Origin of the sequence: Massilia sp. LC238 (assembly GCF_000735635.1) — a bacterium.
In the GTDB taxonomy this organism is placed as follows: domain Bacteria; phylum Pseudomonadota; class Gammaproteobacteria; order Burkholderiales; family Burkholderiaceae_D; genus Telluria; species Telluria varians.
Genome location: NZ_JNNN01000061.1, coordinates 25869 through 51740 on the forward strand (window position 1 = coordinate 25869; position 25872 = coordinate 51740).

The following is a 25872-nucleotide window of genomic DNA, read 5'->3' on the forward strand; positions in this document are numbered from 1 at the left end:
GGCGAAAAGCAAACACCAAGCAAAGGAAACACCATGAAACTCGCCACCCTCAAGACCGGCGGCCGCGACGGCACGCTGGTCGTCGTCAGCCGCGACCTGGTCACCTGCCAGGCCGTCCCGAAGATCGCCCGCACGCTGCAGTGCGCGCTGGACAACTGGGATGAGCTAGCGCCGCAGCTCAAGAAGGTGTACGAGCGCCTGAACGCCGGCACTGCCGACAAGGCCGAGTCCTTCATCGAGGAAGAATGCCATTCGCCATTGCCGCGCGCCTACCAATGGTGCGACGGTTCGGCCTACATCAACCACGTCGAGCTGGTGCGCAAGGCGCGCGGCGCCGAGGTCCCGGAATCCTTCTACAGCGATCCGCTGATGTACCAGGGCGGCTCGGACGCTTTCGTGGGCCCCTGCGACCCGATCGCCGTGCTGTCGGAAGAGTGGGGCGTCGACCTGGAGGCCGAGGTGGCGGTCATCACCGGCGACGTGCCGATGGGCGCGTCCGTGGAAGAAGCGGCCGCCGCGATCCGCCTGGTGATGCTGGTGAACGACGTCTCGCTGCGCAACCTGATCCCGAACGAGCTGGCCAAGGGCTTCGGCTTCTACCAGTCGAAACCGGCCAGCGCGTTTTCTCCAGTGGCGGTCACGCCGGACGAGCTGGGCGAGGCCTGGCAGGACAGCAAGCTGCACCTGCCGCTGCTGGTCACGCTCAACGACAGCCCCTTCGGCCGCCCGAACGCGGGCGAGGACATGAGCTTCAGCTTCGCCCAGCTGATCGCCCACGCCGCCCGGACGCGCGAGCTGGGCGCGGGCAGCATCGTCGGCTCCGGCACGGTGTCGAACAAGCAGGGCAGCCTGCACGGCTCCAGCATCGAGAACGGCGGCGTCGGCTACTGCTGCCTGGCCGAGGTGCGCATGTACGAGACGATCGAGCGGGGCAAGCCGCACACGCCCTTCCTGGCGTATGGTGACACCGTGCGCATCGAGATGGTCGACCAGGACGGCGCCAGCATCTTCGGCGCGATCGACCAGGAAGTATGCCCTTATCACAGGAAAGCCTGAGAGGAGACCGCATGAAGCTCTACACCTATTTCCGCAGCTCGGCCGCGTACCGGGTGCGCATCGCGCTCAACCTGAAGGGACTGGACTACGAGGCGGTGCCGGTGCACCTGCTGCGCGAGGGCGGGCAGCACCTGATGGGCAACTACCTGACCATCAATCCGAGCGGGCTGGTGCCGGCCCTGCAGGACGACCGCATGACGCTGACGCAGTCGATGGCCATCATCGAGTACCTGGACGAGCTGCACCCGATGGTGCCGCTGCTGCCGAGGGACGCGGTCGGCCGTGCCCGCGTGCGCGAGCTGGCGCAGATCATCGCCTGCGACATCCACCCGGTGAACAACCTGCGCGTGCTGAAGTACCTGGTAAAGCATCTGGGGCTGTCGGAAGAAGCGAAGACCGACTGGTACCGCCACTGGGTGATCGAGGGGCTGCGCTCGCTGGAAGCGCAACTGGCGCGCAACCTGGGCACGGGGCGCTTCTGCCACGGCGACACGCCGACCATCGCCGACTGCTTCCTGGTGCCGCAGGTGTTCAATGCGCAGCGCTTCGATATCGACGTCGATGCGTACCCGACCATTGCGCGCATCAATGCGCTGTGTGTGGATTTGCCGGCGTTCAAGGCGGCGCATCCGTCGCAGCAGCCGGACGCGGAGTGAGCTGGCTGCGCCCGAGCTGATGTATCCGTAGGGTGGGCGGCTCTACCCGGGCAGGTGACAAAACATAGCGCTGGCGCCGCCCACGCGTTCAACCAGCGCTTGACTGGCCGCGTGGGCGGCATTGACGCAGCGGGCTGATCGCGCTGCAGGGTGGAGCCGCCCACCCTACGAACATGTGTCAATGCCGGGTTTCCGACCGGTCCGGCTCCGGCGACGACGAAATCTCATCGGTGGGAATGCGCCAGGCCCTGGGCTACAATCCCGCCTCTTTGCATCTTGCGATTTCGCCATGTCCAACCATCCAATTCCCGCCCCAATCATCGCCGCCCTCGACCGTGCCGACGCCTCCTGGCGCCCCATCCTCGAGGCCGGCCTGCAGGCGGTCGCCGCCGCCGATCCAGCCTATCTGCCGGCGCTCGCCGTCGACGACTACCTGCCGACCGAAGGGCGTATCTTCGCCGCCTTTGCCCAGCCGCTGGATCGGGTGAAGCACGTGCTGGTGGGGGAGGGGCCCTACCCGCGCGCCGAGAGTGCGACCGGGGTCTGCTTCATGGATGGTGCCGTCGGCGACCTGTGGTCGGAAACGGGCCTGTCGAAACCGGTCAACCGCGCCACCTCGCTGCGCAACTTCATGAAGATGCTGCTGGTGGCAAATGGTCAACTCGATGCGGGCGACACTGGCGGCAGCGCGATGGTGCCGGTGGCCCAGGCTGCCCGTACGAACGGCTCCATCCAGACCCTGGCCCAGTTGCAGGACAACTTGATCGGACAGGGCTTCCTGCTGCTGAACGCGGCCCTGGTATTCCGCAAGCACGTCGCGCCGGCCTTCGACGCACGCGCCTGGCAGCCTTTCCTGCAGACCGTGCTTGCCGCCTTGGCAAGCCAGCCTCAGCCGCCGACGTTGGTTCTGTGGGGAAAGATCGCCGAGCAGTTGGAAAAGCTGCCGGAAGCGGCGCGCCTGCCGCAGATCCATGCCGAGCATCCGTACAATCTGTCTTTCATCCAGCACCAGGGGATGCAGGCGCTGTTCGGGCCGATGGAATTGTTGCGACTGCGCTAAGGCTGGTTGAACGCGTGGGCAAGGGACTTGCCCACCCTACGGTTTTGGGGGCTCCGAAGACAAGCCGGTCAAGTTTTGCTATACTTGACTAAATCGATCAACTAATCGGCGTATTCGGCAGGCTCTCTCAAGAGATTTGATTGTTGCGCTGCACCGATGGGTTGAAAAGAGGCAATATTTTACACTAACCGGGGTTCCGATGCGTCTGACCACCAAAGGCCGTTTTGCTGTTACCGCGATGATCGACCTCGCCCTGCGCCAGGGCAATGGTCCGGTCACGCTGTCGGGCATCAGCCAGCGCCAGGCCATTTCGCTGTCGTACCTGGAACAACTGTTCGGCAAGCTGCGCCGCCACCAGATCGTCGAGTCGATCCGCGGCCCCGGCGGCGGCTACAGCCTGGCCAGGACCGCCGACAAGGTAACGGTGGCTGACATCATCATCGCGGTCGACGAGCCGCTCGATGCCACCCAGTGCGGCGGCAAAGAAAATTGTCACGGCGCCGACGCTGCTTCCGGCACCCGTTGCATGACCCATGAACTGTGGACCACGCTGAACGCCAAGATGGTCGACTACCTCGATTCGGTCTCGCTGCAAGACCTGGTCGACCAGCAGAAGCAGAAAGAACAGAACGTCGTGGTGGTGCACCGCACCGCTGCCACCGCTGCACAAAACATTGAAACCGGAGTGAACTGATGAACGCGCCTTTGGACAAAAAAACCGAGCAGAGCTTCGTGACTGCGCCGCATTTCCCGATCTACATGGATTACTCGGCGACCACTCCGATCGATCCGCGCGTGGCCGACAAGATGATTCCCTACCTGCGCGAGCAGTTCGGCAACCCCGCATCGCGCAGCCACATGTACGGCTGGAGCGCCGAAGCGGCGGTCGAGGAGGCACGCGCCAACGTGGCGGCCCTGGTCGGCGCCGACCCGCGCGAGATCATCTGGACCTCGGGCGCGACCGAATCGAACAACCTGGCCCTGAAGGGTGCCGCCCACTTCTACAAGACCAAGGGCAAGCACATCATCACGGTCAAGACCGAGCACAAGGCGGTGCTGGACACCGTGCGCGAACTGGAGCGACAGGGTTTCGAGGCGACCTACCTCGAGCCGCAAGATAATGGCCTGATCACCGTCGCCCAGCTGGAAGCGGCGATCCGTCCGGACACCATCCTGGTCTCGGTCATGCTGGTGAATAACGAGATCGGCGTGATCCAGCCGATCGACGAGATTGGCGAACTGTGCCGCTCGAAGGGCATCATCTTCCACTGCGACGCCGCGCAGGCGACGGGCAAGGTCGAGATCGACCTGAATAGAACGAAGTGCGACCTGATGACCTTCACCGCGCACAAGACCTACGGCCCGAAGGGCGTCGGCGCCCTGTACGTGCGCCGCAAGCCGCGCGTGCGCCTGGAAGCGCAGATGCACGGCGGCGGCCACGAGCGCGGCCTGCGTTCGGGCACGCTGCCGACCCACCAGATCGTGGGCATGGGCGAAGCCTTCCGCCTCGCCAAGGAAGAGATGGCGTCGGAACTCGAGCGCGTGAAGGCACTGCGCGACCGCCTGGCCAAGGGCCTGCTGGAGATCGAAGAGGTCTACATCAACGGCGACATGGACCACCGCGTGCCGCACAACCTGAACGTCTCGTTCAACTACGTCGAGGGCGAGTCGCTGATCATGGCGATCAAGGACATCGCCGTGTCCTCGGGTTCGGCCTGCACCTCGGCCTCGCTGGAACCGTCCTACGTGCTGCGCGCACTGGGCCGCAGCGACGAACTGGCGCACAGCTCGATCCGCTTTACCATCGGCCGCTTCACGACCGAGGAAGACATCGACTTCGCAGTGAATCTGCTGAAGTCGAAGGTCGGCAAACTGCGCGAACTGTCGCCGCTGTGGGACATGTTCAAGGAAGGGATCGATTTGAATTCGATCCAATGGGCAGCCCACTAATCATTACGGAATTCTAGGAGCACTACCATGGCATATTCGGACAAAGTACTGGACCACTACGAGAACCCGCGCAACGTCGGCGCTTTCGACAAGGGCGACGATGCGATCGGCACCGGCATGGTCGGCGCGCCGGCCTGCGGCGACGTGATGAAGCTGCAGATCAAGGTCAACGACCAGGGCCTGATCGAGGACGCGAAGTTCAAGACCTACGGCTGCGGCTCGGCCATCGCATCGAGCTCGCTCGTGACCGAATGGGTCAAGGGCAAGTCGCTGGACGAAGCGCTGGCGATCAAGAATACCCAGATCGCCGAAGAGCTGGCGCTGCCGCCGGTGAAGATCCACTGCTCGATCCTGGCGGAAGACGCGATCAAGGCCGCCGTGGCCGACTACAAAGCGAAGCACGCCGAGAAGGCGTAACACGTAAGCACAGAGACTGGAGTCACCGTTATGGCAATCACCCTGACTGAAAAAGCCGCGAAGCACGTCAACCGTTACCTCGAGCGCCGGGGCAAGGGCATCGGCTTGCGCTTCGGTGTGCGCACCACCGGCTGCTCCGGCCTGGCCTACAAGCTCGAGTACGTCGATGATGCGACCCCGGACGATAACGTTTTCGAGTCGCACGGCGTGAAGGTCTTCGTCGACCCGAAGAGCCTGCCGTACATCGACGGCACCGAACTCGACTTCGCGCGCGAAGGCTTGAACGAAGGTTTCCGCTTCAATAACCCGAACGTCAAGGACAACTGCGGCTGCGGCGAAAGCTTCCGCATTTAAGGATGAAGCAGAACCACTTCGAGCTGTTCCAGCTCCCTGCGAGCTTCGCGGTCGACCAGGATGCCCTGGACGCGGCCTATCGCGAAATCCAGGGCCGCGTGCATCCGGATCGCTTCGTCAGCGCCACCGACACCGAGAAGCGGGTCGCGATGCAGTGGGCCACGCGCGCCAACGAGGCCTATCAGACCCTGCGCAATCCGCAGAAGCGCGCGCAGTACCTCTGCGAGATCAACGGCGTCGACCTGCAGACCGAGTCGAACACGGCGATGCCGGCAAGCTTCCTGATGCAGCAGATGGAATGGCGCGAAGCGCTCGACGATGCGCGTTCTTCGAAAGATGCGGGCGCGCTGGACGAGCTGGATGCGCAGATGCGCCGCGAGCGCAAGTCGATGCTGGAACAGGTCGGCAAGCAGCTCGACGCCGGCGACTACCAGGCGGCCGCGCAGGGCGTGCGCGCGATGATGTTCCTCGATAAATTCGGGGAAGATGTACAGTACGCGTTCGAAGCATTGGACGCGTAATCGATTTCGCATATGGTCGGGGTCGTTTGTGTCGATGGCACAAACGACCCCGAGCACATAGCAGCACAGAAAAACAAACAGGTAACACGACCATGGCACTACTCCAAATCGCCGAACCCGGCATGTCCACCGCCCCGCACCAGCATCGCCTGGCGGTCGGCATCGACCTGGGCACCACCAACTCGCTGGTTGCCACCGTGCGCAGCGGCAGCCCGGAAGTGCTGAGCGACGAGGACGGCCGTTCGCTGCTGCCTTCGGTCGTGCGTTACCTCCCGAACGGCAACGCCAACATCGGCTACAAGGCCCAGGCACACCAGACCACCGACCCGAAGAACACGGTGGTCTCGGTCAAGCGTTTCATGGGCCGCGGCCTGAAGGACATCGCCTACGCCGAGAACCTGCCGTACGACTTCGTCGATGCCCCCGGAATGGTGCAGATCAACACCGTCGCCGGCGTGAAGAGCCCGGTCGAGACCTCGGCCCAGATCCTGGCCACGCTGCGCCAGCGCGCCGAGGATTCGCTGGGCGACGAGCTGGTCGGCGCCGTGATCACCGTGCCGGCCTACTTCGACGACGCCCAGCGCCAGGCCACCAAGGACGCGGCCCAGCTGGCCGGCATCAACGTGCTGCGCCTGCTGTCGGAACCGACCGCCGCGGCGATCGCCTATGGCCTCGACCACGGCAAGGAAGGCGTGTACGCCGTCTACGACCTGGGCGGCGGCACCTTCGACATCTCGATCCTCAAGCTCTCCAAGGGCGTGTTCGAGGTGCTGTCGACTGGCGGCGACTCGGCCCTGGGCGGCGACGACTTCGACCACCGCCTGTTCTGCTGGATCGTCGAGCAGGCCAAGCTGGCGCCGCTCTCCGAGCAGGACACCGCCACCCTGATGGTCAAGGCGCGCCAGGCCAAGGAACTGCTGTCGACCAACGAGGAAACCACGATCGAGGCGATCCTGAAGTCGGGCGAGATCGTGCAGGTGACCATCACCGCGCAGACCTTCGCCGACATCACCAAGCACCTGGTCGCCAAGACCATGAACGCGATCCGCAAGGCCATGCGCGACGCCGACGTGAGCGTCGAGGACGTCGACGGCGTCGTGATGGTCGGCGGCGCCACCCGCATGCCGCACGTGCGCCGCGCGGTGGGCGAGTTCTTCCACACCATCCCGCACGCGAATATCGACCCGGACAAGGTGGTGGCGCTGGGCGCCGCCGTCCAGGCCAACCTGCTGGCCGGTAACCGCGCCGAGGGCGACGACTGGCTGCTGCTGGACGTCACCCCCCTGTCGCTCGGCATCGAGACCATGGGCGGCCTGGTCGAGAAGATCATCCCGCGCAACTCGACCATCCCGTGTGCTAGAGCCCAGGAATTCACCACCTTCAAGGACGGTCAAACGGCCCTGGCGGTGCACGTGGTGCAGGGCGAGCGCGAGCTGGTGTCTGACTGCCGTTCGCTGGCGCGCTTCGAGCTGCGCGGCATCCCGCCGATGGCGGCCGGCGCGGCGCGCATCCGCGTGACCTACCAGGTCGACGCCGACGGCCTGCTGTCGGTATCGGCACGCGAAACCCGCTCGGGCGTGGAAGCGTCCATCACCGTCAAGCCATCCTACGGTTTAGGTGACGACGAAGTGGCGCGCATGCTGCAGGATTCCTACACCTCGGCCCAGGGCGACATGCAGATGCGCGCGCTGCGCGAAGAGCAGGTCGAGGCCGAGCGCATCCTGCTGGCGACGCAGTCGGCGCTGGATGCCGATGCCGATTTGCTGAGCGAGGCGGAGCAGGAAGAGACCGCAAAGCTGGTGCATGGTGTGCGCAATGCCATCCACGGCTCGAACGACACCTCGATCGAGCCCGGCGTGCGCCAGGACGCGCTGCACGCGGCTGTGCAGGCGCTGGCCAAGGGCACGGAAGAGTTCGCGGCACGCCGGATGGACAAGAGCGTGCGCAAGGTCCTGGCGGGCAAGTCGCTGGACGAAGTGTAGGGTGGGCGGGTCCCCCGCCCACGCGGTGATACGTTACGGCTCCGCTCTCGTGCGGGCTGATCTCGCTGTCAACTATCACCGCGTGGGCGGCAAAGCCGCCCACCCTACGAAAAACAATTATCGAGATTATTAACATGCCACAAATCGTCATCCTCCCCCACCCAGTCTTCTGCCCCGACGGCGCCGTGCTGGAATCCCCGGCCGGCAAGTCGATCTGCGACGTCCTGCTGGAAAACGACATCGAGATCGAACACGCCTGCGACCGCGTCTGCGCCTGCACCACCTGCCACGTGATCGTGCGCGAAGGCTTCGACTCGCTGAACGAGCAGGAAGAAAAGGAAGAAGACATGCTCGACAAGGCCTGGGGCCTGGAGCCGAATTCGCGCCTGTCCTGCCAGGCCATCGTCGCCGAGGAAGACCTGGTCGTGGAGATCCCGAAGTACACGATCAACCACGCCGCAGAGAAGAGTCACTGAGAAAGCCACTGAACGGAGGCTGCCATGAAGTGGACTGAGGTCTCGGCCATTGCCGAGGCGCTGTACGAGAAGTACCCCGAGGTCGACCCCGCCACCGTGCGCTTCGTCGACCTGCACAACTGGGTCGTCGCCCTCGAAGGCTTCGACGACGACCGCGCGCGCGGCGGGGAACGCGTACTGGAAGCCATTCAGGCGGCATGGATCGATGAAGCACGCTAAGCAAACCAACCACATCCCGGCGGCGCTGCCGCCGGAAGTCCGTCCCGGCCAGTCGGTCGAGCTGCTGAAGGAACTCCACATCCTCACGCGCGACGGCAAGCTGAACCAGGACAGCCGCCGCAAGCTCAAGCAGGTCTACCACCTGTACAACTTCATCGAGCCCTTGCTGAATAGCGTGCTCGAGGAGAAGCAAAGCGTCTCGCTGGTCGACCACGGCGCCGGCAAGTCCTACCTCGGCTTCATCCTGTACGACCTGTTCTTCAAGGGACTCGAAGCGGGTTCGCACATCTACGGCATCGAGACCCGCGACGAGCTGGTAAGCAAATCGACCGAGCTGGCCGCACGCCTGGGCTTCACGGGCATGTCCTTCCTGCCGCTGTCGGTGGCGGAATCGACAACGTCCAGCCAGCTGCCGCCCACCATCGACATCGTCACCGCACTGCACGCCTGTAACACGGCGACCGACGACGCCATCGACTTCGCCCTCAAGAAGAAGGCCAGGCACATGGTGCTGGTGCCGTGCTGCCAGGCCGAAGTGGCGAGCGTGCTGCGCAAGAACAAGGGCAAGGACCTGGGCCGCAGCGCGCTGACCGAGATCTGGCGCCACCCGATCCACACCCGCGAGTTCGGCAGCCAGATCACCAATGTCATGCGCTGCCTGCAGCTGGAAGCGCACGGCTACCAGGTGACCGTGACCGAGCTGGTGGGCTGGGAGCACTCGATGAAGAATGAACTCATCGTCGCTACCTACAAGAACCTGCCGCGCCGCCGCCCGTCCGAACGCCTTCAGGAAGTGATGGCCGAGCTGGGGCTCGACGAAATGAAGCAGCGCTTTTATACACCTGTCACAGCAGACTGAGAACGAGATGAGCGACACCAACCAGCGCCAGCGGGCGACCGAGTGGATCGACCTGCGCAGCGACACCGTCACCCAGCCGTGCGAGGAGATGCGCGCCGCCATGGCGGCGGCCGAGGTCGGCGACGACGTGTACGCCGACGACCCCTCGGTCAACCGTCTGCAGGAGTATGCGGCCGAGCTGTTCGGCTTTGAAGCCGGCATGTTCGCCCCCTCGGGCACCCAGACCAACCTGATCGCGCTGATGACCCACTGCGGCCGCGGTGACGAGTACCTGGTCGGCCAGGAAGCGCACACCTACAAGTACGAAGGCGGCGGCGCCGCGGTGCTGGGCTCGATCCAGCCGCAGCCGATCGTCAACCAGGCGGACGGCTCGATCCTGTTGTCGGACATCGAGGCCTACATCAAGCCCGACGACATGCACTTCGCGCGCACCCGCCTGCTGGCGCTGGAAAACACCATCGGCGGCCGCGTGCTGCCGCAGGACTACGTGAAAGCTGCCACCGGCCTGGCGCACAGCCGCGGCCTGGCCACCCACCTCGACGGCGCCCGCATCGCCAATGCGGCGGTGAAGCAGGGGATCAGCCTGCGCGAGGTGGTGCAAGGCTTCGATACCGTCTCGGTCTGCCTGTCGAAGGGCCTGGGCGCGCCGGTCGGCTCCGTGCTGCTGGGGCCGAAGGCCTTCATCGAGCAGGGCAAGCGCTGGCGCAAGATGCTGGGCGGCGGCATGCGCCAGGCCGGCGTGCTGGCGGCAGCCGCGCAGTACGCGCTGGAGCACAACGTGCAGCGCCTGGCCAACGACCACGACAACGCCGCCGCGCTGGCGCAGGGCCTGGCCCAGATCGAACAGCTGAACGTGGGCACCCCGCAGACCAACATCTTCTGGCTCGACATGCCGGCGGCCGCCTGCGAACCGCTGCGCCAGTACCTGGCGCGTGCGCAGATCCGCGCCTCGATCGGCCCGCGTACCCGCCTGGTGACGCACCTGGACGTGAGCGCTGCCGATGTTGCGCGCACCGTCGAGGTGTTCCAGGCCTTCTTCGCCGATTGGCGCAGCCAATGAGCGACAAGATGAGCGAGGAGGGCATCCGTCTGGCCAAGCGCATCGCCGCGCAGCTCGGCTGCTCGCGCGCCGAGGCGGAGCGCTACATCGCCGGCGGCGGCGTCACGGTAGACGGCGCCGTCGTCGAGGATCCCGCCAGCCGGGTACTGCCTTCGCAGGATGTGCGCCTGCTGCCGGGGGCATCGAGCGAAGAAGCGCCGCCGGTCACCATCCTGCTGCACAAGCCGGCCGGCTTGAATTCCGGCGTCGGCGCGCGTGGCGAACCGGCCCTTGGCTGCCTGCTGCCGGAATCCAAGGCGCAGGGGCACGGGCAGCCGCGCTTCCTCAAGCGGCACCTGCACAAGCTCACCCTGACCTCGCCGCTGGAGACCGATGCGAGCGGGCTGGTGGTCTATACGCAGGACTTCCGGGTGGCGCGCAAGCTGGTGGACGATGCCGCGCGCATCGAGCAGGAATACATCGTCGACGTCACCGGCAGCATCAAGGAAGGCGGACTGGCGCTGCTGAACCACGGCTTGAACTTCAACGGCAAGCCGCTCGCCCCGATGAAGGTGAGCTGGCAGAGCGAGCACCGGCTGCGCTTCGCACTGAAGGACGTGCGCCCGGGCTTGATCGACCACATGTGCCGCGAAGTGGGCCTGGAGATCGTCGAGATGCGCCGCATCCGCATCGGACGCGTGCCGATGGCCGGCCTGCAGGCCGGGCAGTGGCGCTACCTTCTCGACTACGAACGGTTCTAATTTGCGCTAGCGGTTTGCACGAAAAATTGGATCCCGGCTTTCGCCGGGATCCAATTCCTCAGCTCGATGTGAACGCAATTATTTGCGACGCCACAATCGCACCCCCACGGCCGCTCCAAGCGCTACTGCTCCCAGCAACAGCGCCTTGTTGCCCGCCTGCTGAGGCCGACGCTCCCCGCTGTGGATCCCGCTGGCGCCATGCTGCGGCGCATACAGCGTCCCCACCGTATCCGGCGCGCGCTCCCCGCGCTTCGCCCACCCATCCAGGAAGCGGTTCATGCCGGCAGCGAGCAGGTTGGGTGCGAGCGCATTGCTCAGCCTGAACAGGAAGGCCGGGGCGCCGACGGCGGTCGAGTCGCGCGGATGCCGCGCCAGGTCGACGATGGCTGCGGCGACCTTTTCAGGCGTGAGCGCGCCCGGCGGGATGGACAGCCTGGCGCCGGTGTAATTCGCCGCGTGGCGCATGCCCGGCGTGTCGACGAAAGTAGGGTACACGTCGCAGACGCGGATGCGCGGCCGCTTGACCAGCTCCGCGCGCAGGGCTTCGCTGAAGCCGCGCAGGCCATATTTACTGGCCGCGTAGGCTGCGGCGTAGGGCGAGGCGACGAAGCCGCCGGCCGAGATCATGTTGACCCAGATGCCGTGGTCCTGCTCGAGGAAGATCGGCATGACCGCATGGGCGTCGTTCATGTGGGTGATCAGGTTGGTCTCGATGATGCGCCGGTGGTCGCTCATCGGCACCTCGGCATACTTGCCGACCACGCCGGCGCCGATGTTGCTGAACCAGAGATCGATCCGGCCCAGGATCGCACGCGCCCGCTGCGCGAAGGCCGCGACCGCGTCGGCATCGATCGCATCCACGACCAGGGTCTCGGCGCTGCCGCCGGCCTGCCGGCAGCGCCGGGCGACGTTTTCGAGCCCTTCCTTGCCGCGCGCGCCCAGCACTAGCTGCGCGCCCTCGCGGGCAAAAGCGAGGGCCGTGGCGGCGCCGATACCGCTCGATGCGCCCATGATGACGACGCGGATGTTCGAAAGCTTCATGGTCCACCTTTCTGGAAGGATGAGATGTGAAGCCTTCGATTATTCCGCTGTTTGGATTCTTGCCGCGTTCGAATGCCGCGCAGCAAGCGCGCGTTGACTTTAGCGCTTGGCTTTCGGCAGGGCGATCAGGCGGGTGCCGGCCAGGCGGTCGTGCAGGAACTGGCGGTCCTTGTCGAACAGCGCCGTCATCGCCCAGGCCGCGACCCCGACCAGCAGGGCGATCGCGATCTGGCCCTTGCCGTGCAGCCCGAAGGCCCAGCACACCAGCAGGGCCGGCAGGAACCAGCCCCAGGCCAGCAGGAAGCGCAGGGCGGCCGTCCCGAAGGGCAGTTTGTGATGACCCAGCTTGACGACCTTGATGCGCCAGGTCTTCATGGCCAGCGTGTTGCCGGTGTTAATCCAGGACCACATGAAGTAGGCGGCCGTCACCAGGAACAGCCAGGCCTTCATGCCTTCCTTGGCCACCGGATGCTGGCTGTTCAGCGTCACCAGCATGTAGAAGGCGATCGCCAGCATCTCGACCGAGAACAGGAGCAGCGCTTCGTACAGCATCACGGTGACGCGGCGCAGGATGGTCGGGGTAGCGACCGGCGCCGGCTTAGTTGCTGGCGGTGCCGATGTTGCTTGCATTGCTTGCATTGTTTGCACTCGGAGCGGTTGGGGCAGCGGGTGAGGGTGCGACAGGCGCCTGCGCAGGTGCGGCGGCGGGCGATGTCGGCGTCACGGTGGCCGGCACCGTCGCGGCGCCCGTTGCTACCGCAGGCGCCGTCGGCGGCATGATGCAGGAGGTGCCGCGGCGCGTGGCGCCCGGCGGGCAGCTGGTCGGCGTGTCGATGATCGGCGAATGCGGCAGCGAGGGCGCGCCCTGCGGCTTGTTGCCCGAGCGCGCCAGCCGGCGCTTTTCTTCCTCGGACAGCTGCTTGTAGCTTTCCCAGGTCGCCGCTTTCTTGCCGGGGTCGAGCTTGCGGGTCTTGCTGAAGTTTTCGCGCGCCAGGTTGCGCTGGGCCGGGGTCAGGCGCATCCACTGGCGCATGCGCTCGTGCACGCGTGCCTGCTCGTCCGGGCTCATCGAGGCGAAGCGGGCCGACAATTCGAGCCAGCGGCGCTTGCGGACGCCGTCCATCGCGTCCCATTCGGGCTGCAGGGGCTGGAGCGCGGTGCGTTGGCTGCGCGTCAGTTCGCGCCAGAGCGGTTTGTCGAGGGTCTTGGCAGGCGGCTTCGCGCCGGCGGCGACCGTCGGGGGATTGCCTGCGCCGCGCGCGGCCGGCGCCGTCGATTCGGATTTGTTGTAGACCGCCCAGGTCGCGGCCCCGGCAATCAAGACCGCTGCCGCAGTTGCAACAACGGCGATGCGGGGCTTCGGCGCGGTTTTCGTCATTGCTGGCGCTGTTGCGACTCCACGTAGGCGTTGAACCCTTGGTCGAGGTAGGCGGTCAGCGGCAGCTCGTCGGCGAGCACGGCAGCGTCGACCTCGGCCAGGGCGGCCAGGCGCTGCTGCTGCTCGTACTGGTAGACGCCGCCCATGCCGATGACCAGCGCCAGCATCGGCGCCGCGACGGCAAAGCGCGCCAGGGCCGGGCCGCTGAACAGGCCCTTGAGGTCGAACAGCGGACGCGGGGCGGCCTGGACCTGGCGCGACGTATCGACGCCCGGCGCGTCGGGCTTCTTGCGCGACAAGGCGCGCGCGCGCGCGGCGGCCAGCCGGTCGTTCGTCGAGGCCGGCAGCGCGTCGAGGTTCTCGTTCAGGGCATGGCGTATCTTGTACGCGAGGTTGATGTCGTCCGTGTTCATAGCTTGATTCCCTTGGCCTTGAGCGCCTCGGCGAGGGCGTGGGTGGCGCGCGAGCAGTGCGTCTTGACGCTTCCCTCGGAGCAACCCATCGCTTCGGCCGTCTCTGCCACGTCCATGTCCTGCCAGTAACGCATGAGGAAGGCTTCCCGTTGACGCGGTGGGAGCTTTTCTACCGCTTCTTCGATGATTCGCAGCGTTTGTGTGCGCTCATACTGGTCGGCGCTCGACTCCGCAGCGGCCGTTCCTTCCTCCGCTTCATAGGAAGAAAGTATATCAAATTCTTCATCGTCCCCATCCTGCCGGCTGAAGCCGGAGAACAGGCTGACCCAGGTGTTCCGGACCTTTTCGCGGCGGAAGTAATCGAGGATGGTCGTCTGCAGGATGCGCTGGAACAGCATCGGCAGCTCGGCGGCCGGCTTGTCGCCGTATTTCTCGGCCAGCTTGATCATCGCATCCTGCACGATGTCGAGCGCCGATTCGTCCTTGCGAACCGCATATACCGCCTGCTTGAACGCACGCCGTTCGACATTCTCGAGGAAGTCGTTGAGTTCTTTGTCTGTGGCCATGCGTGCTTGAAAGGGCGTTTGGTGCGAATGCCGTAAGGAAAACTATCGAATCCTAGCAAAAAACCATGTTCAACGCATCGAAATCGCGCAGTGCCCACTTATTGTGCAGGCCCCCTCGATGACAAAAACTGCATGAAGTTAGTCGAAATGATTCGTTGTTGGGCCTGTCGTGCGTGGCTATTCTGGAATCAGGTTCACTCAACTTTACTGGTTCATCATGCCGCTCGACTCGACCCGCCAGGATTTCGACATCCGCCCCTTCGTCAACCAGCCGCTCGGCGCGGAAGTGCTCGGGCTCGACCTGGCCCGCCCGCTCAGCATCGACGACTTCGACCGCCTCTACCTTGCCCACCTGGAACACCACGTGCTGGTGTTCCGCGACCAGACCTTCACCCCGCAGCAGCAGGTGGAGTTCAGCCGCCGCTTCGGCCGCCTGCAGATCCACGTGCTGCGCCAGTTCCAGCTGGCCGGTCACCCCGAAGTGCTGGTAATTTCGAACATCCGCGAGAACGGCCAGCCGATCGGCCTGGGCGACGCCGGCCATCTCTGGCACTCGGACCTGTCGTACAAGGAAGTGCCGAGCCTGGGTTCGATGCTGCATGCGCAGGAGCTGCCCTCGGAGGGCGGCGACACCCTGTTCGCCAACCAGCACGCCGCCTACGACGCGCTGCCGGGCAAGCTCAAGCGCGAGATCGCCGGCCTGCGCGCCGAGCACAGCTACCTGGCCAAGTACGAGGAGCTGCGTCAGCGCAACCCGTGGCGCCCGAAGCTGACCCAGGAGCAGATCGATGAAGTGGTGCCGGCCGTGCACCCGGTCGTGCGCACCCATCCGGAGACGGCGCGCCGCGCCCTGTTCGTCAGCGAGCATTTCACCACCCGCATCCTCGATATCCCGGAAGCGCGCAGCCGCGAGCTGCTGGGTGGGCTGTTCGAGCACAGCACCCGGCCGGAATTCGTCTACCGCCACCAGTGGAAACCCAAGGACATGGTGTTCTGGGACAACCGCTCCGTGATGCACCTGGCCACGCCTTTCCCGCAAGACCAGCGCCGCAAGCTGTACCGCACCACCATCGAGGGCGATGTCCCGTTCTGAACCAAGGAAAACCATGTTACTGAAGATGAAACTCGTGGCCGCGGCCGCGGCGCTGGCCCTGGGCGCGTCCTCGACGGCGCAGGCAGAAGGCAAGATCCGCATCGCCGAGCAGTTCGGCATCGTCTACATGCTGCTGAACGTGGCCCAGGACCAGAAGCTGATCGAGAAGCACGGAAAGAAGCAGGGCGTCGATATCGACGTCGACTGGGTCAAGCTATCGGGCGGATCGGCCGTCAACGATGCGCTGCTCTCGGGCTCCATCGACGTGGCCGGCGCCGGCCTCGGGCCGCTGTTTACCATTTGGGACCGCACCAGCGGACGCCAGAACGTGCGCGCCGTCGCCTCGCTCGGCAACTTCCCGTACTACCTGGTGAGCACCAACCCGGCGGTGAAGACCATCGCCGACTTCAGCCAGAAGGACCGGATCGCGCTGCCGGCCGTCACCGTGTCGGTGCAGGCGCGCATCCTGCAGATGGCCGCCGCCAAGCAGTGGGGCAAGGCGGAATTCAAGAAGCTCGACCCGATCACCCAGACCGTGCCGCACCCGGATGCCGCCGCCGCCATTATCGCCGGCAAGACGGAACTGAACGCCCACTTCGGCAACCCACCCTTCCAGGACCAGGAACTGGCCGGCAATCCGCAGGCGCACATCGTGCTGAATTCCTACGACGTGCTCGGCGGGCCGAGCTCGGCCACCGTGCTGTATGCAACCGAGAAGTACGTCAAGGAGAACCCGAAGACCTACCGCGCCTTCATCGATGCGCTGGTGGAGGCGGCGCAGCTGGCTTCCAGCAACCCGGAAGCGGCGGCCGACGCCTACCTGCGCGTTAACAAAGGCAACATCGACCGGGCCCTGCTGCTCAAGGTCATCAAGAATCCGCAGGTGCAGTTCAAGGTGGCGCCGCAGAACACGCTCGGCCTTGCCCAATTTTTGCACGAGGTGGGCGCCATCAAGAGCAGACCCGCCAGCTGGCGCGACTACTTCTTCGTGCACCCCGCGCTGGATAAAGGAAGCTGACATGAGCCCACTGATCCTGGTTCCGCCGCCCGAACCCTTGCTGCGCGCCGAGCACGTCACGCTCGAATACCGGGGCGAGCGCGGCATCGTGCGCGCTACCGAGAACGTCAGCTTCGACGTGCACCGGGGCGATCGTTTCGTGCTGCTGGGGCCTTCGGGCTGCGGCAAGTCGACCCTGCTGAAGGCGGTGGGCGGCTTCATCGCGCCGCAGGCAGGCAGCCTCACGCTCTCCGGCAAGGCGATTACGCGGCCGGGGCCGGACCGGGTCGTGGTGTTCCAGGAGTTCGACCAGCTGCCGCCCTGGAAGACGGTGCGCGAGAACGTGATGTTCCCGATGCTCGCCAATGGCGTCAAGCGCAAGGAAGCGGATGGGCGCGCGCGTCACTGGCTCGGCAAGGTCGGGCTGGCGCGCTTTGCCGATGCCTATCCGCACACGCTGTCGGGTGGGATGAAGGCGCGCGTGGCGATCGCGCGGGCGCTGGCGATGCAGCCGGCCATCCTGCTGATGGACGAGCCTTTTGCGGCGCTCGATGCGCTCACGCGCCGGACCATGCAGGAAGAGCTGCAGGCGCTGTGGGACGAGATCGGTTTTACGATGCTGTTCGTGACGCACTCGATCGAAGAGGCGCTGGTGGTGGGCAACCGCATCCTGCTGCTGTCGCCGCATCCGGGGCGGGTGAGGGCGGAGCTGAACAGTCATCAGTTCAGTCTGGCCAGCGCGGGCAGCAGCGAGTTCCAGGCGGCGACGCAGCGGATTCATGGTTTGTTGTTCGGTACGCAGGAGCCGGTTGAACGCGTGGGCGGGAAACCGCGATCTGGTCCACTGGACCAGATCGCCCCTACGGAGGTCGTCCATGCTTAATCCGCCGATCCGGCCTGAATACGTGCTGGAAGCCACGCCGCCGACGGTTTTTGACCAATCGGTAAAACTTTCGCTGCCGGACCTCGGCTGGCTGCGCAAACTCGGCATGCTACTGGTCATCGCGCTGATCTGGGAGGCCCTGGCGCGCTGGTTCGACAACGACCTGCTGCTGCCCGGCGCCATCCAGACGGGTAAAGCCTTCGTGGAGGGCTTGGCCTCGGGCGAACTGTGGGGCTATGTGAGCGTCTCGCTGCGGGTGCTGACCCAGGGCTTCACCCTCGGCGTGGTCGGCGCCTTCCTGCTGACCTGGCTCGCGGTGTCGAGCAAGGTCGGGCGCGAGCTGATCGATACCCTGGCCTCGATGTTCAACCCGCTGCCGGCGATCGCACTGCTGCCGCTGGCGCTACTGTGGTTCGGCCTGGGCAAGGGCAGCCTATTGATGGTGCTGGTCCATTCCGTACTGTGGCCGCTGACCCTGAGCGCCACCGCGGGCTTTCGCTCGGTGCCGGACACGCTGCGCATGGCCGGCCGCAACTATGGCCTGGGCGGCTTGCGCATGGTGCTGCAGATCCTGATCCCGGCCGCGCTGCCCGCGATCCTGTCGGGACTGAAGATCGGCTGGGCTTTTGCATGGCGCACCCTGATCGCCGCCGAGCTGGTGTTCGGCAGCACCTCGGGGCAGGGCGGACTGGGCTGGTATATCTTCCAGAGCCGTAACGAACTCTTCACCGACAAGGTCTTCGCCGGCCTCGCCGCCGTCATCCTCATCGGCCTGGCCGTGGAACACCTCGTGTTCCAGACCCTCGAACGCGTGACTGTTCGACGCTGGGGCATGCAGCGGTAAAACCATCCGCATCGCACCATCCAGGTGCAGCATTCTGGTCGAGCAAAAATAATCACGCTTTTGGCTTGACCAAAATGGTGCAACGCAGTAATGTGTTTGAACGCTTTGCACCCCCGAAGCTCTCCGGTCACCCGGTGAAGGCCCACAAGCCATCTCCGGATTGACGCGCTTTCATTTGTAGGCAGTTTGCTCCGACCCGCGCCACAAGCGCGAGAGATGCGTATAAACGCTACAGACACTCAAGCCGAACGAGTTGCGCCCAGCGCCCGTGCGTAAGGACCCTACGGTGTCCCGAACCACAGTCGCGACCGCAGAGAGAAGGGAAGCATGAGGGTCGTTGCGCACATCGCATTTCGTTAGGAACGGGCATCCGATCAAACTCCCATTGGGTCTTGAAAGGAATGAACATGAATAACGAAGGATCAGCCCAGATCACTGGCGCTGAAATAGTGGTGCGTTGTCTCGCGGAAGAGGGCGTCAAGCACGTCTTCGGTTATCCCGGCGGGGCAGTCCTCTACATCTACGACGCCATCTTCAAGCAGGACAAGTTCCAGCACGTCCTCGTCCGCCACGAACAGGCCGCGGTCCACGCCGCAGACGCCTATTCGCGCAGCTCCAACACCGTCGGCGTTGCCCTCGTGACCTCCGGTCCGGGCGTGACCAATGCCGTCACCGGCCTGTCCACGGCCTACATGGATTCGATCCCGATGGTCGTCATTTCCGGCCAGGTGCCGAGCCATGCGATCGGCCAGGATGCCTTCCAGGAATGCGACACCGTCGGCATCACCCGCCCGGTGGTCAAGCACAACTTCCTGGTAAAGGATGTCCGCGAACTGGCATCGACCATCAAGAAAGCCTTCTTCATCGCCCGCACCGGCCGTCCCGGTCCCGTGCTGGTCGATATCCCGAAGGACATCACGATGCACAAGTGCGCCTTCGAGTATCCCCGCGAGATCGAGATGCGCTCGTACAAGCCGGTGGACAAGGGCCACGCCGGCCAGATCCGCAAGGCCGTCCAGCTCCTGCAGGGCGCCGAGCGCCCGATGATCTATGCGGGCGGCGGCGTCATCCTGGCCAATGCATCGAACGAACTGAACCGCCTGGTCGACAAGACCGGCTTCCCGGTCACCAACACGCTGATGGGCCTGGGCGCCTCGCGCTCCTCGAGCCCGCACTTCGTGGGCATGCCGGGCATGCACGGCACGTATGAGGCCAACATGGCGATGCAGCACTGCGACGTGCTGATCGCGATCGGCGCGCGTTTCGACGACCGCGTGATCGGCAACCCCAAGCACTTCGCCACCCACCCGCGCAAGATCATCCATATCGACATCGACCCCTCGTCGATCTCGAAGCGCGTCAAGGTCGATATCCCGATCGTCGGCAACGTCAAGGACGTGCTGGTCGAGCTGCTGTCGCAGCTGGACGCCAGCCAGGCCGCGACCAATACCAATGCGCTGCAGGCATGGTGGAAGCAGATCGCCGAATGGCGCGGCAAGGACTGCCTGGCCTATACGGGCTCGAACGAACTGATCAAGCCGCAATCGGTCATCGAGCAGTTGTACAAGGTCACGGACGGCGACGCCTTCATCACCTCGGACGTCGGCCAGCACCAGATGTGGGCGGCGCAGTACTACGGCTTCGACAAGCCGCGCCGCTGGATCAACTCGGGCGGCCTGGGCACCATGGGTGTCGGCCTGCCGTACGCGATGGGCGTGCAGATGGCCAACCCGGATGCGACCGTCGCCTGCGTCACCGGCGAAGGCTCGATCCAGATGTGCATCCAGGAGCTTGCCACCTGCAAGCAGTACCACCTGACGCCGAAGATCATCCTGCTGAACAACCGCTTCCTCGGCATGGTCCGCCAGTGGCAGCAGATCGACTACGGTTCGCGCTACTCCGAGTCCTACATGGACTCGCTGCCGGACTTCGAAAAGCTGGCCGAGGCCTACGGCCACGTCGGCATGCGCATCGAGAAGCCGGGCGACGTCGAGGGTTCGCTGCGCGAAGCCTTCGCCATGAAGGACCGCCTGGTGTTCATGAACTTCATCACCGACCAGAGCGAGAACGTCTGGCCGATGGTCAAGGCCGGCAAGGGCCTGAATGAAATGCTGCTCGGCTCGGAGGACCTGTAATGCGACACATCATTTCCGTCCTCCTCGAGAACGAAGCCGGCGCGCTGTCGCGCGTGGTCGGGCTGTTCTCGGCACGCGGCTACAACATCGAGACCCTGACCGTGGCGCCGACCGAAGACGCGACCCTGTCGCGCATGACCATCGTCACCAGCGGCTCGGACGACATCATCGAGCAGATCACCAAGCACCTGAATCGCCTGATCGAGGTGGTGAAGGTGGTCGACCTCACCGAAGGCCAGCACATCGAGCGCGAGCTGATGTTGATTAAAGTGCGCGCGGTCGGCAAGGAGCGCGAAGAGATGAAGCGCACCGCCGACATCTTCCGCGGCCGCATCATCGACGTGACCGAGAAGACCTACACGATCGAACTGACCGGCGCCAAGAGCAAGCTCGACGCCTTCATCGACGCCATCGACCGTGCCTCGATCCTGGAGACCGTCCGTACCGGCGGCTCGGGTATCGGCCGCGGCGAACGCATCCTCAAAGTCTGAAGTCGTAGCTCAACGACATACACGTATTCACACATTTAAAAATTATTAAGGAATGACCATGAAAGTTTTCTACGACAAAGACTGCGACCTCTCCCTCATCAAAGGCAAGAACGTCGCCATCATCGGCTACGGCTCGCAGGGCCATGCCCACGCCCAGAACCTGAGCGAATCCGGCGTCAACGTCACCGTCGGCCTGCGCCGCGGCGGCGCGTCCTGGAACAAGGTCGAAGCGGCCGGCCTGAAGGTCGCCGAGGTCGATGAAGCGGTCAAGAACGCCGACGTCATCATGATCCTGCTGCCGGACGAGAACATCGCCGAGGTCTACAAGAACAGCGTCGAGCCGAACGCCAAGCAGGGCGCCGTGCTGGCCTTCGCCCACGGCTTCAACGTCCACTACGGCCAAGTCGTGCCGCGCGCCGACCTCGACGTGATCATGGTGGCGCCGAAGGCCCCGGGCCACACCGTGCGCGGCACCTACCGCCAGGGTGGCGGCGTGCCGCACCTGGTCGCGGTCTACCAGGACAAATCGGGCTCGGCACGCGACATCGCGCTGTCCTACGCCATGGCCAACGGCGGCGGCCGCGCCGGCATCATCGAAACCAACTTCCGCGAAGAGACCGAGACCGACCTGTTCGGCGAGCAGGCCGTGCTGTGCGGCGGTACCGTCGAGCTGATCAAGGCCGGCTTCGAGACCCTGGTGGAAGCGGGCTACGCGCCGGAGATGGCTTACTTCGAGTGCCTGCACGAACTGAAGCTGATCGTCGACCTGATCTACGAAGGCGGCATCGCCAACATGAACTACTCGATCTCGAACAACGCGGAATACGGCGAGTACGTCACCGGCCCGAAAGTCGTCACCTCGGCGACCAAGGATGCGATGCGCCAGTGCCTGAAGGACATCCAGACCGGCGAATACGCGAAGAGCTTCATCCTCGAGAACAAGGCCGGGGCCCCGACCCTGATCTCGCGCCGCCGCCTGACCTCGGAGCACCAGATCGAGGAAGTCGGCGCCAAGCTGCGCGCGATGATGCCGTGGATTGCGAAGAACAAGCTGGTCGACCAGAGCAAAAACTGATCCGTAGGGTGGGCGGGTCTCCCGCCCACGCGGCGATAGATGGAAGTTGATACTTCGCGGCAGTGCCGGCGACAGTTGACCGCGTGGGCGTAATTCCGGGCACTGCCCGAAATTACCCTGCCCACCCTACAATTCGAGACAGTTGCAACGGTTCATTACAAAACTACGAAGGAAGTTGTGAAGCCAGTATCGTATAAGTGACGCAGACATTCGTCGCAACTACTGGAGAACAACAATGAAACTTTCCAAATCGCTCGTCGCCGCCGCACTGGTGCTGGCTTTCCACACCCAGGCCCAGGCGCAGACCGCCCCGTCCACCGCCGGCACGCTGGTCGTTGTCCCGGCCTTCGGCGAAGTGAAGCATGCCAACGACCAGGCCACCGTCACCTTCGCCGTCGAAGAGCATGACAAGGACAAGAATGCCGCTGCGGCACGCGTGAACCGCAAGATGAAGGAGGGAACCGAGATCGTGCGCCGCGCCGATCCGAAGGCCGAGCTGAAGACGATGGGCTACTACACCTATCCGGTCTATCCGGAAGTGCCGCCGATGCCGCAACTGGCCTTGCGCACGCCCGTGAAACCGGTGCCGATCGCCTGGCGCGTCGGCCAGTACCTGGAGGTGAAGACCACCAACCTGGCAGACCTGCCGAAGACCGCCGCCGCAGCCCAGAAAGTTCTGCAAATCAACAATGTGAGCTTCGGACTCAGCCCGGAACTGGAAAAGCGCCTCGATGACCAGCGCATCGCCGCCACCTACCGCAACCTGAACGAACGCATCGCCTCGATCGCCAATGCGATGGGCCGCAAGCCGGCCGAGGCCATGCTCGACACCGTCGATTTCGAGGGCTCGGGCAACTATGCGGGCGATGGCCAGGGGGCGCCGGCGCCGATGATGATGCGGGCCAGCGCCATGAAGGAAGCGGCCGACCAGATGCCGGAACCAAGCTTTGAACCGGGAGAAACCACGCTCCAGATGCGTCTTGTGGGAAAGGTTCGCTTTAAATGAGTGCTCACACAACAGTGATCATTCGCTAAGCAGGGGTTCACGCCTTTATAATGCTGACAACAGCATTATTTTTTGACGGACCACTATGCCCAATTTCCCACGACGCCGAGTACCTGGAGCCGCGCCCAAGGCGCCACGATTTTCCCGCTTGAAACGCTTCGGGCGCAGGGCGGAAGACCGTGTCCAGGGCGAGCGCGGCCGCGGCATCTACCTGCTGCCGAACGCGTTCACGACCGGCGCGTTGTTCTGCGGCTTCTATGCGATCGTCATGGCGATGAACCAGCGCTTCGAGCACGCCTGCTGGGCGGTGTTCATCGCCATGGTCCTCGACGGGCTGGACGGGCGCATTGCGCGCCTGACCAACACCCAGTCGGAGTTCGGCGCGCAGTACGACTCGCTGTCGGACATGGTGTCCTTCGGGGCGGCGCCGGCGCTGGTGATCTATGAATGGTCGCTGCGCGGGCTGGGCAAGCTGGGCTGGATTGCGGCCTTCATCTATTGCGCGGGCGCGGCGCTGCGCCTGGCGCGCTTCAACACCAACATCGAGGTGGTGGACAAGCGCTTCTTCCAGGGGCTGCCGAGTCCGGCGGCTGCGGCGCTGATCGTCGGTTTCATCATGATGATGACCGACCCGGACATCAACGTCAGCTCGCGCCAGGTGGACTGGGTGAGCTGGGGCCTGGCGGTGTTCGCCGGCCTGACGATGGTGTCGAACGTACCGTTTTACAGCTTCAAGGACGTGAACTTCCGCAAGTCGGTGCCGTTCATCGTGGTGTTCCTGATTGCCCTCGGCTTCGCGCTGCTGGCGATCGACCCACCGAAAGTCCTGTGGCCGATTTTTGTGATTTACGGCTTGTCGGGATATGCCGTGTTCGCCTGGCGCGCAGCCAAGGGCAAGCCGGTGAGCATCATCCCGCTCGACGACGAGCCGGACGACGGCGTGCGCCGCTAGCGCGGACCTTCGGGTCGGGCAGGGCGCCCGCTAATTCAATTAGCATACGGAGCCTGCAATGCCTGACCCGAACCGCCTCATCATTTTCGACACCACCCTGCGCGACGGCGAGCAATCGCCCGGCGCATCCATGACCAGGGACGAGAAGGTGCGCATCGCGCGCCAGCTCGAGCGCCTGCGGGTGGACGTCATCGAAGCCGGCTTTGCCGCCGCCTCGCCGGGCGACTTCGAAGCCATCCGCGCGATCTCGAGCGCGGTGCGCGAATCCACCATCTGCTCGCTGTCGCGCGCCAACGACCGCGACATCGCCCGCGCCGCCGAGGCGCTGGCGCCCGCCGCGCGCAAGCGCATCCACACCTTCATCGCCACTTCGCCCCTGCACATGCAGGTCAAGCTGCGCATGGAGCCGGAGCAGGTGCTGGAACAGGCCAAGCTGGCCATTCGCTACGCCCGCAACCATACCGACGACATCGAGTTCTCGCCCGAAGACGGCAGCCGCTCGGAAGAAGACTTCCTGTGCCGCGTGCTGGAAGCGGTGATCGCCGAGGGCGCGACCACCATCAACTTCCCCGACACGGTCGGCTACGCCGTGCCCGAGGAATTCGGCCGCCGCATCCTGCGCCTGCGCGAGCGCGTGCCCAATTCCGACAAGGCCATCTGGTCGGTGCACTGCCATAACGACCTGGGCCTGGCCGTGGCGAACTCGCTGGCCGGCGTCACCATCGGCGGCGCGCGCCAGATCGAATGCACGATCAACGGCCTGGGCGAGCGGGCCGGGAACACCTCGCTGGAGGGAGTCGTGATGGCGCTACGCACCCGCCACGACTACTTCAACTTGACGGTGGGTGTGGACACCACGCAGATCGTCCCAAGCTCGAAAATGGTCTCGCAGATCACCGGCTTCGCGGTGCAGCCGAACAAGGCGGTGGTGGGCGCGAACGCGTTTGCCCATGCCTCCGGCATCCACCAGGACGGCATCCTGAAGGCGCGCGAAACCTACGAGATCATGCGCGCCGAAGACGTGGGCTGGACCACCAACAAGATCGTGCTGGGCAAGCTGTCGGGCCGCAACGCCTTCAAGTCGCGCCTGCAGGAACTGGGCATCGAGCTGGAATCGGAGCTTGAAGTGAACGCGGCCTTCGCCCGCTTCAAGGAGCTGGCGGACCGCAAGGCCGAGATTTTTGACGAGGACATCATGGCGCTGGCATCCAGCGCGGACCATGAGCAGGCCGGCGAGATCTACCGCCTGGTGTCGCTGTCGCAGCGCTCCGAGACCGGCGCGCTGCCGCATGCGAAGATCGTGTTCGCGGCGGATGGCAAGGAAGTATCGGCCGAGTCCTCGGGCGACGGACCGGTGGATGCGGTGATCACGGCGATCGAGAGCGTGGTGAAGAGCGGGGCGGAGCAGGTGCTGTTTTCGATCAATGCGATCAGCAACGGGCCGCAATCGCAGGGCGAGGTGACCATCCGCCTGTCGCACTCGGGGCGCATCGTCAATGGCGTGGGGGCGGATCCGGACATCATCGTGGCCTCGGCCAAGGCGTATTTGTCGGGGCTGAACAAGCTGCATTCGAAGGTGGAACGCGTCAATCCGCAGGGCGTATAAGCGCGCCTGCCCGGGCCGCTCCCGCCTTCGCCGGGATCGGCC

At 64.8% G+C, this 25872-nt stretch carries 29 protein-coding genes; 24 read left to right on the forward strand and 5 right to left on the reverse strand.

The genetic code is table 11. The features are described 5' to 3' along the window. Positions 1 to 33 precede the first annotated feature (33 nt). From FG94_RS16310 to FG94_RS16375, 14 genes are all read left to right on the forward strand, one after another. On the forward strand, positions 34 to 1056 hold the full coding sequence (locus tag FG94_RS16310; RefSeq protein WP_036213862.1) for a fumarylacetoacetate hydrolase family protein: 1023 nt from the start codon (positions 34 to 36) through the stop codon (positions 1054 to 1056). Positions 1057 to 1067: 11 nt separating this feature from the next. Beyond that, positions 1068 to 1712, forward strand: a complete 645-nt coding sequence (gene maiA, locus FG94_RS16315) for a maleylacetoacetate isomerase (protein ID WP_036213863.1) — start codon at positions 1068 to 1070, stop codon at positions 1710 to 1712. Between the two features lie 289 nt (positions 1713 to 2001). After that, positions 2002 to 2772: a uracil-DNA glycosylase gene (locus FG94_RS16320; RefSeq protein WP_036213864.1), complete on the forward strand. Its 771-nt coding sequence runs from the start codon at positions 2002 to 2004 to the stop codon at positions 2770 to 2772. Between the two features lie 199 nt (positions 2773 to 2971). Next, complete coding sequence (gene iscR, locus FG94_RS16325) at positions 2972 to 3466, forward strand: Fe-S cluster assembly transcriptional regulator IscR (protein WP_036213865.1); 495 nt, start codon at positions 2972 to 2974, stop codon at positions 3464 to 3466. Then, entirely contained in the window at positions 3466 to 4722 is a 1257-nt protein-coding gene (locus FG94_RS16330) for an IscS subfamily cysteine desulfurase (protein WP_036213866.1), read from the forward strand. Before iscR ends, FG94_RS16330 begins: the two co-directional genes overlap by 1 nt. A gap of 27 nt (positions 4723 to 4749) precedes the next feature. Further along, positions 4750 to 5139, forward strand: a complete 390-nt coding sequence (iscU, locus tag FG94_RS16335) for a Fe-S cluster assembly scaffold IscU (protein ID WP_036213867.1) — start codon at positions 4750 to 4752, stop codon at positions 5137 to 5139. A gap of 30 nt (positions 5140 to 5169) precedes the next feature. Next, positions 5170 to 5493 carry an iron-sulfur cluster assembly protein IscA gene (gene iscA / locus FG94_RS16340; protein WP_027867668.1) on the forward strand — a complete coding sequence of 108 codons (324 nt, stop codon included), beginning with the start codon at positions 5170 to 5172 and terminating at the stop codon, positions 5491 to 5493. Between the two features lie 2 nt (positions 5494 to 5495). Next, positions 5496 to 6014, forward strand: coding sequence for a Fe-S protein assembly co-chaperone HscB (gene hscB, locus FG94_RS16345; protein WP_036213870.1), 519 nt, complete (start codon positions 5496 to 5498; stop codon positions 6012 to 6014). Positions 6015 to 6106: 92 nt separating this feature from the next. Then, positions 6107 to 7996, forward strand: a complete 1890-nt coding sequence (hscA, locus tag FG94_RS16350) for a Fe-S protein assembly chaperone HscA (RefSeq protein ID WP_036213872.1) — start codon at positions 6107 to 6109, stop codon at positions 7994 to 7996. Positions 7997 to 8130: 134 nt separating this feature from the next. Continuing rightward, a complete protein-coding gene (fdx, locus tag FG94_RS16355) occupies positions 8131 to 8472 on the forward strand; it encodes an ISC system 2Fe-2S type ferredoxin (RefSeq protein ID WP_027867671.1) in 342 nt (113 codons plus the stop codon). A gap of 24 nt (positions 8473 to 8496) precedes the next feature. Further along, positions 8497 to 8691: a Fe-S cluster assembly protein IscX gene (gene iscX / locus FG94_RS16360; protein ID WP_036213875.1), complete on the forward strand. Its 195-nt coding sequence runs from the start codon at positions 8497 to 8499 to the stop codon at positions 8689 to 8691. Next, a complete protein-coding gene (locus FG94_RS16365) occupies positions 8678 to 9550 on the forward strand; it encodes an SAM-dependent methyltransferase (RefSeq protein ID WP_036213877.1) in 873 nt (290 codons plus the stop codon). The genes iscX and FG94_RS16365 overlap by 14 nt, the downstream gene beginning before the upstream one ends. Positions 9551 to 9557: 7 nt before the next feature. After that, positions 9558 to 10610: a low-specificity L-threonine aldolase gene (ltaE, locus tag FG94_RS16370; protein WP_036213880.1), complete on the forward strand. Its 1053-nt coding sequence runs from the start codon at positions 9558 to 9560 to the stop codon at positions 10608 to 10610. Then, positions 10607 to 11350 (forward strand): rRNA pseudouridine synthase, encoded by a 744-nt coding sequence (locus FG94_RS16375; RefSeq protein WP_036213883.1) that lies wholly within the window; start codon positions 10607 to 10609, stop codon positions 11348 to 11350. Before ltaE ends, FG94_RS16375 begins: the two co-directional genes overlap by 4 nt. Positions 11351 to 11428: 78 nt before the next feature. On the opposite strand, the gene FG94_RS16380 is transcribed toward FG94_RS16375, so the two are convergent. The 5 genes from FG94_RS16380 to FG94_RS16400 all read right to left on the reverse strand — a co-directional run bounded on the left by FG94_RS16380 (position 11429) and on the right by FG94_RS16400 (position 14748). Next, positions 11429 to 12391 carry an SDR family oxidoreductase gene (locus FG94_RS16380; protein ID WP_036213885.1) on the reverse strand — a complete coding sequence of 321 codons (963 nt, stop codon included), beginning with the start codon at positions 12389 to 12391 and terminating at the stop codon, positions 11429 to 11431. 99 nt (positions 12392 to 12490) lie between these two features. Continuing rightward, positions 12491 to 13021, reverse strand: a complete 531-nt coding sequence (locus FG94_RS16385) for an RDD family protein (RefSeq protein WP_051996835.1) — start codon at positions 13019 to 13021, stop codon at positions 12491 to 12493. Further along, positions 12990 to 13769, reverse strand: a complete 780-nt coding sequence (locus FG94_RS16390) for a DUF3106 domain-containing protein (protein WP_051996837.1) — start codon at positions 13767 to 13769, stop codon at positions 12990 to 12992. The genes FG94_RS16385 and FG94_RS16390 overlap by 32 nt, the downstream gene beginning before the upstream one ends. After that, positions 13766 to 14182, reverse strand: coding sequence for a DUF3619 family protein (locus tag FG94_RS16395; RefSeq protein ID WP_036213890.1), 417 nt, complete (start codon positions 14180 to 14182; stop codon positions 13766 to 13768). Before FG94_RS16395 ends, FG94_RS16390 begins: the two co-directional genes overlap by 4 nt. Continuing rightward, the gene (locus tag FG94_RS16400) at positions 14179 to 14748 is read right to left on the reverse strand and encodes an RNA polymerase sigma factor (protein ID WP_027867680.1); all 570 of its coding nucleotides are present in this window, start codon (positions 14746 to 14748) and stop codon (positions 14179 to 14181) included. Before FG94_RS16400 ends, FG94_RS16395 begins: the two co-directional genes overlap by 4 nt. A gap of 217 nt (positions 14749 to 14965) precedes the next feature. Here FG94_RS16400 and FG94_RS16405 point away from each other — a divergent pair, with 217 nt between their 5' ends. The 10 genes from FG94_RS16405 to FG94_RS16450 all read left to right on the forward strand — a co-directional run bounded on the left by FG94_RS16405 (position 14966) and on the right by FG94_RS16450 (position 25830). After that, positions 14966 to 15841: a TauD/TfdA family dioxygenase gene (locus FG94_RS16405; RefSeq protein WP_036213894.1), complete on the forward strand. Its 876-nt coding sequence runs from the start codon at positions 14966 to 14968 to the stop codon at positions 15839 to 15841. A gap of 13 nt (positions 15842 to 15854) precedes the next feature. Then, positions 15855 to 16859, forward strand: a complete 1005-nt coding sequence (locus tag FG94_RS16410) for an ABC transporter substrate-binding protein (RefSeq protein ID WP_036213897.1) — start codon at positions 15855 to 15857, stop codon at positions 16857 to 16859. Position 16860: 1 nt separating this feature from the next. After that, complete coding sequence (locus FG94_RS16415; RefSeq protein ID WP_051996839.1) at positions 16861 to 17721, forward strand: ABC transporter ATP-binding protein; 861 nt, start codon at positions 16861 to 16863, stop codon at positions 17719 to 17721. Beyond that, entirely contained in the window at positions 17714 to 18565 is an 852-nt protein-coding gene (locus FG94_RS16420; RefSeq protein WP_036213899.1) for an ABC transporter permease, read from the forward strand. Before FG94_RS16415 ends, FG94_RS16420 begins: the two co-directional genes overlap by 8 nt. Positions 18566 to 18972: 407 nt before the next feature. Beyond that, a complete protein-coding gene (locus FG94_RS16425; protein WP_027867684.1) occupies positions 18973 to 20700 on the forward strand; it encodes an acetolactate synthase 3 catalytic subunit in 1728 nt (575 codons plus the stop codon). Beyond that, positions 20700 to 21191, forward strand: coding sequence for an acetolactate synthase small subunit (gene ilvN, locus FG94_RS16430; RefSeq protein ID WP_027867685.1), 492 nt, complete (start codon positions 20700 to 20702; stop codon positions 21189 to 21191). Before FG94_RS16425 ends, ilvN begins: the two co-directional genes overlap by 1 nt. Before the next feature lie 58 nt (positions 21192 to 21249). Then, positions 21250 to 22266 carry a ketol-acid reductoisomerase gene (gene ilvC / locus FG94_RS16435; RefSeq protein ID WP_036213902.1) on the forward strand — a complete coding sequence of 339 codons (1017 nt, stop codon included), beginning with the start codon at positions 21250 to 21252 and terminating at the stop codon, positions 22264 to 22266. A 235-nt stretch (positions 22267 to 22501) separates the two neighbouring features. Further along, positions 22502 to 23272 (forward strand): SIMPL domain-containing protein, encoded by a 771-nt coding sequence (locus FG94_RS16440; RefSeq protein WP_036213904.1) that lies wholly within the window; start codon positions 22502 to 22504, stop codon positions 23270 to 23272. Between the two features lie 85 nt (positions 23273 to 23357). After that, a complete protein-coding gene (pssA, locus tag FG94_RS16445; RefSeq protein ID WP_036213906.1) occupies positions 23358 to 24224 on the forward strand; it encodes a CDP-diacylglycerol--serine O-phosphatidyltransferase in 867 nt (288 codons plus the stop codon). 58 nt (positions 24225 to 24282) lie between these two features. Further along, complete coding sequence (locus tag FG94_RS16450) at positions 24283 to 25830, forward strand: 2-isopropylmalate synthase (protein ID WP_036213908.1); 1548 nt, start codon at positions 24283 to 24285, stop codon at positions 25828 to 25830. Positions 25831 to 25872: the final 42 nt, after the last annotated feature.

Excerpts from the sequence above, each read along its gene's own strand:
- FG94_RS16310 (WP_036213862.1), top strand. The coding sequence starts at position 34 with ATGAAACTCGCCACCCTCAAGACCGGCGGCCGCGACGGCACGCTGGTC.
- maiA (WP_036213863.1), top strand. The coding sequence starts at position 1,068 with ATGAAGCTCTACACCTATTTCCGCAGCTCGGCCGCGTACCGGGTGCGC.
- FG94_RS16320 (WP_036213864.1), top strand. The coding sequence starts at position 2,002 with ATGTCCAACCATCCAATTCCCGCCCCAATCATCGCCGCCCTCGACCGT.
- iscR (WP_036213865.1), top strand. The coding sequence starts at position 2,972 with ATGCGTCTGACCACCAAAGGCCGTTTTGCTGTTACCGCGATGATCGAC.
- FG94_RS16330 (WP_036213866.1), top strand. The coding sequence starts at position 3,466 with ATGAACGCGCCTTTGGACAAAAAAACCGAGCAGAGCTTCGTGACTGCG.
- iscU (WP_036213867.1), top strand. The coding sequence starts at position 4,750 with ATGGCATATTCGGACAAAGTACTGGACCACTACGAGAACCCGCGCAAC.
- iscA (WP_027867668.1), top strand. The coding sequence starts at position 5,170 with ATGGCAATCACCCTGACTGAAAAAGCCGCGAAGCACGTCAACCGTTAC.
- hscB (WP_036213870.1), top strand. The coding sequence starts at position 5,496 with ATGAAGCAGAACCACTTCGAGCTGTTCCAGCTCCCTGCGAGCTTCGCG.
- hscA (WP_036213872.1), top strand. The coding sequence starts at position 6,107 with ATGGCACTACTCCAAATCGCCGAACCCGGCATGTCCACCGCCCCGCAC.
- fdx (WP_027867671.1), top strand. The coding sequence starts at position 8,131 with ATGCCACAAATCGTCATCCTCCCCCACCCAGTCTTCTGCCCCGACGGC.
- iscX (WP_036213875.1), top strand. The coding sequence starts at position 8,497 with ATGAAGTGGACTGAGGTCTCGGCCATTGCCGAGGCGCTGTACGAGAAG.
- FG94_RS16365 (WP_036213877.1), top strand. The coding sequence starts at position 8,678 with ATGAAGCACGCTAAGCAAACCAACCACATCCCGGCGGCGCTGCCGCCG.
- ltaE (WP_036213880.1), top strand. The coding sequence starts at position 9,558 with ATGAGCGACACCAACCAGCGCCAGCGGGCGACCGAGTGGATCGACCTG.
- FG94_RS16375 (WP_036213883.1), top strand. The coding sequence starts at position 10,607 with ATGAGCGACAAGATGAGCGAGGAGGGCATCCGTCTGGCCAAGCGCATC.
- FG94_RS16380 (WP_036213885.1), bottom strand. The coding sequence starts at position 12,391 with ATGAAGCTTTCGAACATCCGCGTCGTCATCATGGGCGCATCGAGCGGT.
- FG94_RS16385 (WP_051996835.1), bottom strand. The coding sequence starts at position 13,021 with ATGCAAGCAACATCGGCACCGCCAGCAACTAAGCCGGCGCCGGTCGCT.
- FG94_RS16390 (WP_051996837.1), bottom strand. The coding sequence starts at position 13,769 with ATGACGAAAACCGCGCCGAAGCCCCGCATCGCCGTTGTTGCAACTGCG.
- FG94_RS16395 (WP_036213890.1), bottom strand. The coding sequence starts at position 14,182 with ATGAACACGGACGACATCAACCTCGCGTACAAGATACGCCATGCCCTG.
- FG94_RS16400 (WP_027867680.1), bottom strand. The coding sequence starts at position 14,748 with ATGGCCACAGACAAAGAACTCAACGACTTCCTCGAGAATGTCGAACGG.
- FG94_RS16405 (WP_036213894.1), top strand. The coding sequence starts at position 14,966 with ATGCCGCTCGACTCGACCCGCCAGGATTTCGACATCCGCCCCTTCGTC.
- FG94_RS16410 (WP_036213897.1), top strand. The coding sequence starts at position 15,855 with ATGTTACTGAAGATGAAACTCGTGGCCGCGGCCGCGGCGCTGGCCCTG.
- FG94_RS16415 (WP_051996839.1), top strand. The coding sequence starts at position 16,861 with ATGAGCCCACTGATCCTGGTTCCGCCGCCCGAACCCTTGCTGCGCGCC.
- FG94_RS16420 (WP_036213899.1), top strand. The coding sequence starts at position 17,714 with ATGCTTAATCCGCCGATCCGGCCTGAATACGTGCTGGAAGCCACGCCG.
- FG94_RS16425 (WP_027867684.1), top strand. The coding sequence starts at position 18,973 with ATGAATAACGAAGGATCAGCCCAGATCACTGGCGCTGAAATAGTGGTG.
- ilvN (WP_027867685.1), top strand. The coding sequence starts at position 20,700 with ATGCGACACATCATTTCCGTCCTCCTCGAGAACGAAGCCGGCGCGCTG.
- ilvC (WP_036213902.1), top strand. The coding sequence starts at position 21,250 with ATGAAAGTTTTCTACGACAAAGACTGCGACCTCTCCCTCATCAAAGGC.
- FG94_RS16440 (WP_036213904.1), top strand. The coding sequence starts at position 22,502 with ATGAAACTTTCCAAATCGCTCGTCGCCGCCGCACTGGTGCTGGCTTTC.
- pssA (WP_036213906.1), top strand. The coding sequence starts at position 23,358 with ATGCCCAATTTCCCACGACGCCGAGTACCTGGAGCCGCGCCCAAGGCG.
- FG94_RS16450 (WP_036213908.1), top strand. The coding sequence starts at position 24,283 with ATGCCTGACCCGAACCGCCTCATCATTTTCGACACCACCCTGCGCGAC.